We start from the raw sequence: 13,181 nt of genomic DNA, 5'->3' as shown, positions 1-13,181 counted from the left end.
ACTTATTAAGACAGCATATTAATACGGGCTGTGTTTTGACAACCTAAATAAAAAAGGTGATTTCTTTTCATCACCTTAATCCGATCCTTGAATGGGGAATCCCGTCGCAATGAGGGAGCGGTTTGCCGCTGCGACTTGTGTTACATAGTTCGAAGAAAGGACAGATAAATAGAGCTGATACGCGGCTGTTTCATCCGCCTTCATTTCGTCGATGTACGTAAAAGGAATTCCTATGATTTGCCCGCCTGAAGAAAAGAGGTTCCTCTCTTGTCTCTGTGTTTGTATCGATACGCCATTTCTTTGCAGCTCGACAGCTAAGACCAATGAGAAATGAGACGCGAGCGGATCTAATTCCACATTTACTTGTATGACGGCATCCGTTTTCACCAATTGATCTGTCGGCGCAGCTATCACTGCGCTTAACACGTTTATCGGTGTTCCTTCTAACGGAATCGTCATTAGTTCTGCTGTATTTTGAAAAGCTACCGCAGGAACCGCTCCCGGCGGACCCTCAGGCCCCGGGGGACCGGGCGGACCGGGCGGACCCGCCTCCCCTTGCGGACCGCGGGAGCCGGCGGGTCCTCTTTTGCCTTCGGGACCTCGCAGCCCGGGTACGCACAAGGCAGATCGATTTTCATCTGAAGACGGAAACCGTTTTTCCGTCCCTGTTTCCGGACTTTCAAGTTCACATGGTAATTGTTCATACCGGCGTTTCATATGTCTGCTCATATATTTGTAAGGTTTCTGTTTCAATATCATGTATTGATTACGGCCGCTGCTCATAATATCACCCCGGCAATATTCTATTCGCACTGAAGTCATCATGTGCAGGCCCTTCCCATTCCTTACAGAAATAAAAAAAGGCAGACCTGAGTCTGCCTTTTTTCTTCTACCATAACCCTAATACTTTCCACCATAATCCGCCGATCACAAGCCATGTCACAATATGGACGATTGACAGGATAAAGCCGATGGACCACCATTTGCTTTGCGATATATAACCCGCTCCGAAAAAGACCGGAGCCGCTCCTGATCCGTAATGCGTCGTCGAACCGAAAAGGTTGCTGAAAAACGCCAGGCTGAGCGCCGCCAACAGCGGCGGAGCGCCTGCCGCCACGATGACGGCGAGAAATGCAGCATACATGGCACTGATATGCGCGGTTGCGCTCGCAAAGAAATAATGCGTGTAATAATACACGACAATCAGAATCATAAATGCCACAATCCATGAAAAACCGGAAACAGATGATTTCATCATATCGCTGAACCAAGACACCATGCCGAGCTCATTCAGGAAATTCGCCAGCATCACAAGCGCCGCGAACCAAGTCAGCGTATCCCATGCACCTTGTTCTTTTTTGATGTCCTCCCATGTTAATACCTGTGACAAAAGCAAAACGGATAATCCGATCAGGGCCGTCGTCGTTGCGTCGATATTTAAGCTTCCTCCGAAAATCCACAGCGCAAGCACCAATAAAAAGACGATGACCATGGAGAGTTCGGATTTTTTAAACGGACCCATTTCTTTCAATTTTTCCGTTGCGATTTTAGCCGCGTCCGGTGTTTCTTTAATTTCCGGCGGATACAGCTTATAAATGACCAGCGGCGTAATGATTAAGCTCGCCAATCCCGGTACAATGGCCGCGATTGCCCAGCTTGTCCATGTGATGTCCACCCCTGCGACATCGTGGGCCAGCTTGGCGATCAGCGGGTTCGCCGCCATTGCCGTCAAAAACATCGCAGACGTAATCAAGTTTCCTTGAAAACCGGTTTTTAATAAGAAAGCGCCGATTTTCCGCTCTGTTCCGTCTGCCGGCGTTGATCCGAAAGTTTCGGATAATGATCTGATAATAGGAAAAATAATGCCGCCCGCCCGTGCCGTGTTGCTCGGAATGGCAGGTGATAAAATTAAATCACTGAAAAGCAGTGAATAAGAAAGGCCGAGTGTTTTCTTCCCGAACCGTTGTACGAATACGTAAGAAATCCTGGCGCCGAGCCCGGTTTTGATAAATCCCCGGGAAATAAAAAAGGCGATGACAATCAGCCAGATTGTCTTGTTTCCAAATCCGCTTAACGTATTTTCAATAGATAGCGTTCCCGTTAACGCGGTGACTGCCAATGCAAAAATTGCAATTGCGCCCATTGGCAAGGGCTTGGAGATAAAGCCGATAATTGTTGCGACAAAAATAGCGAACAAATGCCATGCTTTAGGTTCAAGTCCGGACGGCGCGGGAATAAACCAAATGATTAATCCCACAGCAACAGTAATAAGCAAAGGAATGATTTTTACTGCCTGCTGTTTTTTTGCGTCTTTTTCTGAAGCCATTACAGGTCTCCTCCTATTTTGTTGTCTTCCATCCCCTATCCCATTTTACTACTTAACTAAGTTAATAAACGTTTTTGTTAATTAAAAAACACAAAGGAATATTTTCCTTTGTGCTTCTTGTTTATTATTTTAATATACCCGACCCGGCTTTAGATATAACATCTGATTTTACATTTGATGATGAGCCGATGGAACCGTGCAATGACGGTGTCCAGCCGACGGACTGACTTAATCCGTTGGCGGCTGACGCATTAATTGCGGCGCCGTTTAAAAGAGTGCCGTCTTCATGAAGCGCTTTTCCGCCGCTGAAGACGCTGATGACTTTATCAGCAGCCAGTCCCGGCACTTCAAAGACATTATTCTGGGCATATATTTTTGACGCGTGGCCCGCGCCCCACGCATAGCTGAACGGGTATGCGGCGCTTTTAGAGCCTGCGTAAAAATTATTATAAATATGAACCTGCCCGTACCGGACCCGCGGTGCGCGCTGGACGATGTTCTGGTAATAGTTATGGTGAATGGTCACCTTCAGTTTTCCTTCATCCGACGTCTTGCTGTCGCTGTTTCCGATGACGGAGCCTTTGTCATGGTCATGATATTTATTATAGGACAATGTAATATAATTCGCCCCGTTGGCTATATCCGTCTGGCCGTCATGATGCTGATATTTTCTTCCGTAATAGTAGGGAAAACCGCTGTCGGGATTCGATCCGTCATTAAAGGTGCAATGATCGATCCAGATATGCGTCGCGCCGTTAATGGTGATATTGTCATATTCCGAGTTCCAGTTGCCGCTGCTGCCGTCCGTCGGGTCCCATTGCGGAAAATAGTCGTAAGCGTCTTGAAATTCAATGTTGCGGATGATGACATTGTCGACGCCGTTCTTTATATTAAAACTTCCGCCTGTCACTTTGGCATTTGAACCCGAACCGATGATCGTCGTATTGGAAGGAATGTCAATCACGACCCGTGCTTTCTGGTTTTTTTGAGATCGCTGTCTGGCGTCTTCCTGGGTGCCTGACGGCGCTTTTTTCCCCCATTTGTCCGGGTCGTACGCCTTCAGATAAGCGTTGAGATCATATGCCGGATCTTTATAATCATTAAAGCCGAGCGTTTTATTCCGGTCGTCCGTATTCATATTGATTGTGCCTTGTATGTAAATAATCTTCGGCGTGCTGTTGGCGCTCCCCCCTAATGCAGAAACGAGCTGCTGTCTGTTTGATACGGTGTATACATTCGATGAAGAGGCTTTCGCGCCGCCGGTTGTCCCGCCGGAAGCGGCTCCCCAGCCGTCATTTGTTCCTAACGTCTGCCGTCCCAGGTCAGCGGCATAGACGTCCGCAGGGATCATACATAAACAAACCGCCAGCATAAATAACATTTTTTTCATGAATTGTGCTCCTCCTGATTTTTCATTCCAATTTATTACAATTGAATTCTACCAAATCAGTTGAGAAACGGCACCGAAAATGTACAGCATGTGCCTTTCGGTTTTATTGCGGAAACCGCAAAAAAATCCCAAGGGACCGAAAACCCCTTGGGATCTGTTCAGCTTACGCCCATGATTTTACTTTTTCGTTATCCGTGACAAACAGAAGAACTTTTCCTTCATCTAAGCGCTTTTCAAATTGTGATGCTTCCTCTTCTGAAAAGCCGATTTCGTGAATTTTGTTGCGGAGCTCGTCGCCTTTTTTATTAAACATATTGCCGACCGCGTGTTTAATGCCCGTTTCTTTCGCTCCGATGGTATTGACATCAGTATTATCTGCCAGGCGGTCCGTTCTGTCGTCATCATGAGAAAGCACATATACGTCTTCTTTTGCGACACCCAATTGCTGAAGCTCTTTTACGTCCTGCATCAGTTTTTGATCATTTGTATATTCTCTTACTACCGGTTTCATTGATAAGTCCTCCCTTTTGTTTTTGTATATTGGATGTTTACCCGCTCAACCAAAGGTCAAACAAAAGAAAGAGAGTTCCGGGAAAAAACGGGCAGATTGTCGGTGGATATTTTCCGGCGGGACATGTTACAGTAGGGAAAGCTACATTTTCAGAAAAATAAAAATCTTCATGAGCCGATTAAGCAGGGAGGTGGTTCCTATTCATTACTTTTCACCGGAACAGCGATTTAACGCTTGGGTTGTCAGTGATTTAGTGAAGCAGGTATTCCGCCGGCATACCCGCTGCCCGGATGGAATAAAAGAGCTTACGGTCTTTGCTGAAGATACTTTTCATATTAATATCGATTTCGTTTTCTCTATCATTATCAATATCGGTGATATCGAATCCGTTCTGCCGAAAGAAATTGAAAATAAGCTGGGTTCTTATCTGACCGCGCTTCAGCCCGTGATTACCGCTGACATGCTTCATTCTTCAAAAACGAATGCCTATGAATATTTGGAACATGAGAAAAACACCGATGTGTACCGGTTATTCTTTTAAATACGCATATAAGGAAAGAAGGGCCCTGGCCCTTCTTTTTTTGTTGCCGGCGGACGGTTTGATTTTGTATTCGGGAAATGGTTCGTGTTACATTTGGAACAAACACTCATGTTGAAGGAGGATGCATCATGCCGAAAAATCAGCAGCAGATTCAATTGGCAAGACGCCCCAAAGGCGTTCCCGTCCATGACGATTTCCGCTTTGAAACGATTGCCGTTCCCGAACCGAAAGACGGCGAAGTGCTTGTGAAAACGAGTTATGTGTCCGTTGATCCGTACATGCGCGGACGGATGCAGGATACAAAATCATATGTAGAGCCGTTCGCTTTAGATGAAGCCATAACAGGCGGAGTGATTGCCGAAGTTCTGACAGACGGCGATAAGCTGAAAAAAGGAGATGTTGTGATCGGAAATCTCGCATGGCAGGAATATTCAGCCGTCAATGAGTCCGCCCTCCGCAAGTTGGATACGGATATCGCACCCGCCCAGGCGTATCTCGGCATTTTAGGGATGACCGGACTGACCGCTTACTTCGGGCTGCTCGATATCGGCCGTCCGAAAAAGGGCGAAACCGTCGTCGTTTCAGGGGCTGCGGGCGCCGTCGGCTCAACAGTCGGGCAGATTGCCAAAATCAAAGGCGCGCGGGTTGTCGGCATCGCCGGTTCTGACGAAAAAATCGCGTACCTGAAAGAGGAGCTTCAATTTGATGAAGCCATTAATTACAAAACGGCGGATGATATTCAAAAAGCGCTTGAACAGGCATGCCCTGACGGCGTCGATGTCTATTTTGACAATGTCGGCGGACCGATTTCAGATGCGGTGATAAACCTGCTGAATGAATTCGCCCGCATTCCGGTATGCGGAGCGATCTCTTCATATAATACCGAAAGTGAAGAGGAAGACATGGGCCCCCGCGTCCAGCCGAAGCTGATCAAAACAAAAGCGCTGATGCAGGGGTTCATCGTCAGTGATTATGCTGACCGCTTTTCCGAAGGCGCGAAACAATTGGCCGAATGGCTCAAGGACGGGAAGCTTCATTATGAAGAAACGATTACGGAAGGATTCAGCCATATTCCTGACGCGTTCCTCGGCCTGTTTAAAGGAGAAAACAAAGGCAAACAGATCATCAAAGTCAGTGATCTAAGTTAACATGATGATGAAAAAAGGAGGGCTTTGTCCCCTCCTTTTCTGCTTTTTCGCATCAGCCGCGAAGAATCAAAGTCAGAAAGCCGTCTTCATCAGGCTCCGTATCTTCCAAAGTGAATCCCGCTGCTTGAAAGCAGGCTAAACTGATTTGATTGTCTTTTTCGATGCTTGCCGCCCATTCCCGCACGCCGGTAAACCCAGGATCAGTCAGCAGTTTTTGCAAAATCTGTTTTCCGTACCCTTGAAGCTGGTACAAAGGATTGACGATCAATCCGATATACGCCCGTTCCTTCACAAACTCTATAGAGACCATTCCTGCCGGAAGCTGCCCGTCATATGCCATAATGACAGTATCGTCTTCATCTTTATTCAATCGTGCATACCACGCGTCTAATGGCAGCATCGCATCCATTCTCCGTCTGATGTTATCGTTCTTAAACCAGTGTTTAAGTATTTTCAGCTCACGTACCTTCAATATTTGAAATCGGTCTATTGAACCCATCTTCCCACTCCCCCGCCCGAACCTTTTCTATTATTTTACAATAAAAAAAAGAAGGGCTTCCCGCCCTCCGTTTCTTATTTCTCAGATAATTTTCCGCCTGAATAAACGGCCTCTTTCAGCTCAATTCCGAGTGATTTGGCCATTTTTTTCAGTTTGGATTCTTCCATCGGCGTGACAAGGCTGAGTACGGTTCCCTCTTTACCGGCCCGCCCCGTCCGGCCGGATCTGTGGATATATCCGTCTTCATTCGGGATGTCTGCGTGAATGACGTACGGAAGATCATCGATATCGAGTCCGCGCGCCGCAATGTCAGTCGCCAGAAGCAGCGGAAATTCTCCCCGTTCAAACGCTGATAATATCTTTGCCCGCTCCATTTTTTTCGCTTCTCCGTGCAGGATGCCGAGATCCACATGGTGATAGGCGAGTTTTTCCGCATAGACGCTTAAATTTCCGATATCTCTGACAAACACGAGCGCCTGCATGCCGTTCAGCCGTGACAGCTTTTGCAAAAGCTTCACTTTATCCCGCTGATCGCAGACGAGATATTGATGCGTGACGCGCGCTTTTTCCGCCGTATTCCGCTCCACTTTCAAAACGGCCGGTTCATGTGCGATGGCATTCAGCACCTCTTCTGTCTCCGGCTGCAGCGTAGCGGAAAAGCTTAAAAGCTGTCGGTCTTTCAGCGTCGTTTTAATGATTTTTTTCATCGTTTCGCGGTGTTCCTTTGTCACGAGCTGATCCGCTTCATCAAGAACGATCGTCTTGACTTCATGCATTTTCAGCTTTTTCGCCTGAATCAATTCGAGCACCCTGCCCGGTGTGCCTGCAATGATATGCGGTTTATTTTTGAGCTTCTCCACCTGCTTTTTCACGTTTGCCCCGCCGATCAAAGACAAAGCGCGAAGATCGGAGCCTTTTTTCCACTCCTGAATCACTTGAAAAATCTGCATCACAAGCTCGCGGGACGGCGCTAAAATGATCACTTGCGGATGTTTCTGTTCCGGGTTGATCCGCTCCAGAACCGGAAGCGTGTACGCCAATGTTTTTCCCGTTCCCGTCGGGGATTCGGCAATGACGTCTTTCCCTTCCATGATCACCTGAGCGGCTTTTTCCTGAATAACGGTCGGCTCCTGAAAACCTGACGTCTCCCAGTTTTCGGCGATAAATGGTTGTGTATGCTGTAAAAATGGCCATGTTTGGGTCATGTCGTTCTCCTCAATTCTTAAAATCTACTCCATAGTATCTCAAATGCACGCGCCAAACGCAATTTTCTTTTTCCTTCCAAGCCTTTTAACAAACGGTCTCCTCCTTTATAATCATAAATGAGAAAGACACATGATAAAAAAAGCGTGTCTGATAACGATAGAGGTGTAATGATGAGTATTTTATCCGTAAAAGATTTAAGCCACGGCTTCGGTGACCGTGTGCTTTTTAACAATGTATCGTTCCGTCTTTTAAAAGGGGAACACGTCGGCTTAATCGGAGCAAACGGCGAAGGTAAATCAACGTTTATGAATATTATTACCGGAAAGCTTGAGCCTGATGAGGGTAAGGTTGAATGGGCGAAAAACGTGCGTGTCGGCTATCTCGATCAGCATACCGTGCTTGAAAAAGGAAAAACGATCCGCGACGTGCTGAAGGATGCGTTCCATTACTTATTTGCGATGGAAGAAGAAATGAACGAGATTTACAACAAAATGGGCGAAGCGGACCCTGATGAACTTGAGCAGCTGCTTGAAGATGTCGGTGTCATTCAGGACGCCCTGACAAACAATGATTTCTACGTGATTGACAGCAAAGTTGAAGAAATCGCCCGCGGCCTCGGCCTGCAGGATGTCGGCCTTGACCGCGACGTCACTGATTTAAGCGGCGGACAGCGGACGAAAGTGCTGCTCGCCAAACTGCTTTTGGAAAAGCCGGAAATCCTTCTGTTGGACGAACCGACGAACTACCTTGATGAACAGCATATTGAATGGCTGAAACGCTATTTGCAGGAATATGAAAATGCGTTCATCTTAATTTCCCATGACATTCCGTTTTTAAACAGCGTAATCAATTTGATTTATCATGTGGAAAATCAAGAGCTGACGCGTTATGTCGGTGATTATCATCAGTTTATGGAAGTCTACGAAGTGAAAAAACAGCAGCTCGAAGCCGCCTATAAAAAACAGCAGCAGGAAGTGGCTGAGCTGAAAGATTTCGTCGCCCGCAACAAAGCCCGCGTCAGCACGAGAAATATGGCGATGTCCCGCCAGAAAAAGCTTGATAAGATGGATATGATCGAACTGGCGGCCGAAAAACCGAAACCGGAATTCCATTTCAAGCCTGCGAGAACGTCAGGCAAGCTCATTTTTGAAACGAAGGACTTAGTCATCGGCTACGATACTCCGCTGTCACGCCCGCTCAATCTCAGAATGGAGCGCGGACAGAAAGTCGCCCTGTACGGCGCAAACGGCATCGGGAAAACGACGCTGTTAAAAAGCCTGCTCGGTGAAATCCAGCCGCTGGAAGGCACGGTGGAGCGCGGCGAGCATCAATACACGGGCTATTTCGAGCAGGAAGTGAAAGAAACCAATAACAATACGTGCATCGAAGAAGTGTGGAGCGAATTTCCTTCCTTTACCCAGTACGAAATCCGCGCCGCCCTCGCCAAATGCGGCCTGACGACCAAACACATTGAAAGCCGCGTCTCCGTTCTCAGCGGAGGAGAAAAAGCGAAGGTCAGACTGTGCAAGCTGATCAATTCAGAAACAAATCTGCTTGTGCTTGACGAACCGACAAACCACCTGGATGTCGATGCGAAAGAAGAGCTGAAACGCGCGCTGAAAGAATACAAAGGCTCCATTCTGCTGATTTCCCACGAACCCGAGTTCTACATGGATATCGCGACGGAAACATGGAATTGTGAGTCTTGGACGACGAAAGTGCTGTAAACACAAAAAGGAACTCCCGCCCGTGCGGAAGTTCCTTTTTTTCTTAATGTCCGGCTTTTATTCCGGCGAGATGTTTGCGTCCCATGAGAAGGACAAGCATGCCTACAAAAACGACGATCCCGCCTACTGTATATGGTGTGCTCGCGGTGAAGTGTTCTGACAGCATTCCCGCAATCCACGGAGCGAGCGCACCGCCGATAAAACGGACTGAGCTGTAGGCTGAAGACGCGATTGAACGTTCAACCGGCGCAGCACCCATCACAGCGGTTGTCATGATCGTATTCACCATACCGAGAACGGCACCGGCAACAACGATACATGTAATGATCAACGTCTGATGGTCAGTCCAGACCCCCATAATAACGAGAATGGCCGCAAAGGCGATAAAGAGAACGACGAGCGAACGCACTGTGCCCAGCGCTTTGTGCACGAGCGGCGCCGTAAAGACTGACGTAATTGCCAGCAATAACCCCCAGCCGAAGAAGACATATCCAAGGCCGTGTTCATCTAAATCCAGCACGAACGGAGAATAAGCAAGCAAAATAAAAAATCCAAAGTTGTATAAGAATGCAGATACTGCCATTGTCAAAAGGCCTTTATATTTGAGCGCCTTCATCGCATCAAACACACCGACGCGTTTCGCCGGTTTCGGCAGCTTCGGCAGCATGAGTGAAATCGCGCAAAGCGCTATAAACATCAGGACAGACACTCCGAAGAACGGAGCGCGCCATGAAAGGCTGCCTAGCTCTCCGCCGGCAAGCGGTCCGACGGAAATTCCCAGTCCGAGCGCGGCCTCATACAGAATAATAGCTTTGGCGCTGCCGCCGACAGATACCCCGACGATGACGGCAAGCGCGGTTGAAATAAAGAGAGCATTCCCAAGCCCCCAGCCGCCGCGATAGCCGACAAGCTGAGCGATTGAACTTGAGCTTCCGCCGAGAGCGGCAAACACGATGATAAAAATAAGTCCGAGAAGCAGCGTCCATTTTGCGCCGATCCGGCTGGAAATCGCGCCGGAGAAAAACATCATAAAACCGGTAACGAGCAAATAACTTGTAAATAACAGAGATACTTCACTAGGTGAAGCATGTAATTGTGCGGCGATCGCCGGAAGAATCGGATCGACAAGACCGATTCCCATAAAGGAAATCACACAGGCAAACGCAACCGCCCAAACGGCTTTCGGCTGGCTGAATAAGCCTGTTTTCTGTTGTGATGATGTATCCATTTGACCAGACCTCCTGTTTTATCCATTAAAAGAAACGCTATATCCATAGCGTTTACAGCAAAATCATTCGATTGATTGAATGGCGCGGTCAGCTTGTTCTTTCATTCCGTTAAGGCGCGTTTTAAAATGCTGAAATGTGCTGATCTTCTCATCAATCATCTCAAGCTGGTGGTTCAAAGCGTGCTGAATCTCTTCCAGCTTTTCTTTCCGTTCCTTCGGATCCAGTGACAACAAGTACCCCTCTTTGTTTAATTCCAGCTGACGGCTCATCTCCATAAACTGCTGAAGTTCCTGAAGGGAAAAACCGAGCACTTCTTTAGTGCTGGTGACTTTTTCGAGCTCCTCCATATCATCTTCAGAGTAAAGCCGGACGCCGCCTTCTGTCCGTTTAGGAGCAGGAATCAAACCAATCTCCTCGTAAAAACGAATGGTTCGTTTTGTCAGTCCGCTTCGCTTGGCAACTTGATCAATCTTCATCCATTCCAAGGTGAATCCCCCTCTTGTCGTATCTGTTTCTATTATACACTATTTGAACCTTAACGTAAACGTAAACTTTCTATGCCGAATAAACTTGGCTTGGATGGAACCTTTGTCTTTAAAGCGCCGGGAGACATTTGTTTAAAACAAAAAGCCGGTATGACCCGCCATCTTCTCGGGGGCCGTACCGGCTTTTCTTAATTCTCAAGTTCTTCAATCATCAGTGACAATTCGGTCCAGCGTTCCATCGCCGCTTCAAGCTCTTCAGCCGTTTTTGCCTGTTCGGCCATCAGTTCTTGTATCTTTCCGAAATCACTTCCCGCTTCAGCGATTTCCGCTTCCAGACGCTGATGCTTTTCTTCAAGGCCGGCGATTTTGTCTTCGATGCCGTCCCATTCGATCTGATCCTTGTACGAAAGCTTTTTGCGCTTTTTCTTCGGCTCTTCTTCCGCCTTTTTCTCTTCGGCCGGCTGTTTTACCGCCGTCTTCTTCTCTTTTGCTTGTTCCATGTATTCACTGTATGAACCTTGGAAACGGGAAATGATGCCGTGTCCTTCAAATACAATCAGGCGGTCCACGACGCGGTCAAGGAAATAGCGGTCATGGGATACAGTGATGACGACGCCCGGGAACTGTTCGATATAATCCTCGAGCACGCTTAATGTTTCTGTGTCCAGATCATTGGTCGGCTCATCTAAAAACAGCACATTCGGCTCCTGCATCAGTACATTCAGCAAGTACAGACGGCGTTTTTCCCCGCCCGACAGCTTTCTGATATATGTCTGCTGCATCGGACGCGGGAACAGAAAACGCTCAAGCATTTGTTCCGCGGTGATGACATCGCCTTCCGCCGTTTTGACGATTTCAGCCGTCTCTTTTATATAGTCAATGACTTTCATATCACCGTTCATTTCGCTGTGATCCTGGGTGTAGTAGCCGATCCGGACCGTCTGCCCGATGGTGATATTACCGCTGTCAGGCTGAATTCTGCCGGCGAGGCTGTTTAAAAGTGTCGTTTTCCCGATTCCGTTCGGCCCGATGATGCCGATTCGTTCCCCCGGGATGACAAGCTCATTAAACTGGCTGATCAGCGCTTGGCCGTTATAGGTAATGGCGACGTTATCGGCTTCGATTACTTGTTTTCCGAGACGGTGGGAACCGATCGCGAAATCGAGTGATCCGGAGACTGCCGGCCCTTTTTGCTCCTTGAGCGCCTCCGCTCTGTCCACTCTCGCTTTTTGTTTCGTCGAGCGCGCTTTTGCTCCTCTTCTGAGCCACGCCAATTCGCGGCGCAGGAGGTTTTGGCGTTTTGTTTCTTTCTGCTCTGCCAGCGCCTCCCGTTCGGCCCGTTTTTCCAGGAATACTTCATAGTTTCCTTTATACGTATAAAGGCTGCCTCTCTCAAGCTCGTAAATTCTGTTCGTCACCCTATTCAGAAAATATCTGTCGTGCGTGACAAGCATAACGGCGCCCGGATATTGCGATAAGTAGCCTTCCAGCCATTCAATCGTTTCATTGTCCAAGTGGTTTGTCGGTTCATCCAAAATGAGCAGGTCAGCCGGCTGGATGACGTTTTTCGCAATCGCGACGCGCTTTCTCTGGCCGCCGGACAGCTCACTGACATCCTTCATCAGATCGGTGACGCCAAGTTTGGTTAAAACCGTTTTGGCTAACGTATTCGCCTCCCATGCATCATTCACGTCCATTCGGGCCTGCGCATCAAGCAGGTGTTTCTGGCGCTGGTCATTTTCCGGTTCTTCATTCAGCGCCTGAAGCGCTTTTTCGTATTCTCTCATCGTTCTCATGACGGCTGATCCGCCGGAATAAATATGTTCAAGAACGGTTTGTCCGGCCGGAAGCTCAGGGTCCTGATGCAAAAACTCAATATGCACGTTTCCTGAAGCCGTAATCTCGCCTTCCTCCGTTGATTCAAGGCCGGCAATGGTTTTCAGAAGCGTAGACTTCCCCGTTCCGTTCGGGCCGATTAAACCGATTCTTTCATTCTCTTCAATATGAAAGGAGATATGGTCGAATAATGTCTTATCTCCGTATGTTTTATAAAGGTTTTCCGCTTTTATGATGCTCATGGTTCCTATCAATCCTCACGTAAGTTCATGTGTTCATTTTA

The 13,181-nt window shown here is 47.8% G+C and carries 12 protein-coding genes; 3 read left to right on the top strand and 9 right to left on the bottom strand.

The window, feature by feature from the left end:
* Positions 1-75 precede the first annotated feature (75 nt).
* The 4 genes from VP472_RS03760 to VP472_RS03745 all read right to left on the bottom strand — a co-directional run bounded on the left by VP472_RS03760 (position 76) and on the right by VP472_RS03745 (position 4,227).
* A complete protein-coding gene (locus VP472_RS03760) occupies positions 76-783 on the bottom strand; it encodes a hypothetical protein (RefSeq protein WP_146277454.1) in 708 nt (235 codons plus the stop codon).
* A gap of 106 nt (positions 784-889) precedes the next feature.
* A complete protein-coding gene (locus VP472_RS03755) occupies positions 890-2,326 on the bottom strand; it encodes an anion permease (protein ID WP_015417012.1) in 1,437 nt (478 codons plus the stop codon).
* A 124-nt stretch (positions 2,327-2,450) separates the two neighbouring features.
* The gene (locus tag VP472_RS03750; RefSeq protein WP_043866906.1) at positions 2,451-3,716 is read right to left on the bottom strand and encodes a pectate lyase; all 1,266 of its coding nucleotides are present in this window, start codon (positions 3,714-3,716) and stop codon (positions 2,451-2,453) included.
* Positions 3,717-3,879: 163 nt separating this feature from the next.
* Positions 3,880-4,227 (bottom strand): YflT domain-containing protein, encoded by a 348-nt coding sequence (locus tag VP472_RS03745; RefSeq protein ID WP_003155650.1) that lies wholly within the window; start codon positions 4,225-4,227, stop codon positions 3,880-3,882.
* A 190-nt stretch (positions 4,228-4,417) separates the two neighbouring features.
* On the opposite strand from VP472_RS03745, the gene VP472_RS03740 reads away from it, so the two are divergent.
* Both VP472_RS03740 and VP472_RS03735 read left to right on the top strand, forming a co-directional pair.
* Entirely contained in the window at positions 4,418-4,768 is a 351-nt protein-coding gene (locus tag VP472_RS03740; protein WP_050515827.1) for a DUF3212 family protein, read from the top strand.
* 128 nt (positions 4,769-4,896) lie between these two features.
* Positions 4,897-5,916 (top strand): NADP-dependent oxidoreductase, encoded by a 1,020-nt coding sequence (locus VP472_RS03735; protein ID WP_033574968.1) that lies wholly within the window; start codon positions 4,897-4,899, stop codon positions 5,914-5,916.
* Between the two features lie 52 nt (positions 5,917-5,968).
* On the opposite strand, the gene VP472_RS03730 is transcribed toward VP472_RS03735, so the two are convergent.
* Both VP472_RS03730 and VP472_RS03725 read right to left on the bottom strand, forming a co-directional pair.
* A complete protein-coding gene (locus tag VP472_RS03730; RefSeq protein WP_146276310.1) occupies positions 5,969-6,415 on the bottom strand; it encodes a GNAT family N-acetyltransferase in 447 nt (148 codons plus the stop codon).
* Positions 6,416-6,489: 74 nt separating this feature from the next.
* Positions 6,490-7,620, bottom strand: a complete 1,131-nt coding sequence (locus tag VP472_RS03725) for a DEAD/DEAH box helicase (protein WP_146276308.1) — start codon at positions 7,618-7,620, stop codon at positions 6,490-6,492.
* Positions 7,621-7,791: 171 nt separating this feature from the next.
* On the opposite strand from VP472_RS03725, the gene VP472_RS03720 reads away from it, so the two are divergent.
* Positions 7,792-9,348: an ABC-F family ATP-binding cassette domain-containing protein gene (locus VP472_RS03720; protein ID WP_146276306.1), complete on the top strand. Its 1,557-nt coding sequence runs from the start codon at positions 7,792-7,794 to the stop codon at positions 9,346-9,348.
* A gap of 43 nt (positions 9,349-9,391) precedes the next feature.
* Here VP472_RS03720 and VP472_RS03715 read toward each other — a convergent pair whose 3' ends face one another.
* From VP472_RS03715 to VP472_RS03705, 3 genes are all read right to left on the bottom strand, one after another.
* Positions 9,392-10,576: an MFS transporter gene (locus tag VP472_RS03715; RefSeq protein WP_014304592.1), complete on the bottom strand. Its 1,185-nt coding sequence runs from the start codon at positions 10,574-10,576 to the stop codon at positions 9,392-9,394.
* Positions 10,577-10,639: 63 nt separating this feature from the next.
* Positions 10,640-11,062: a MerR family transcriptional regulator gene (locus VP472_RS03710; protein WP_017419084.1), complete on the bottom strand. Its 423-nt coding sequence runs from the start codon at positions 11,060-11,062 to the stop codon at positions 10,640-10,642.
* 188 nt (positions 11,063-11,250) lie between these two features.
* Positions 11,251-13,140 (bottom strand): ABC-F family ATP-binding cassette domain-containing protein, encoded by a 1,890-nt coding sequence (locus VP472_RS03705; protein WP_146276304.1) that lies wholly within the window; start codon positions 13,138-13,140, stop codon positions 11,251-11,253.
* Positions 13,141-13,181: the final 41 nt, after the last annotated feature.

Source organism: Bacillus sp. MT(2024) (assembly GCF_036362845.1).
GTDB classification, from domain to species: Bacteria; Bacillota; Bacilli; order Bacillales; family Bacillaceae; genus Bacillus; species Bacillus velezensis.
The sequence above is the reverse complement of the archived record's forward strand: the minus strand, read 5'-3'. Positions and strand labels throughout refer to the sequence as shown.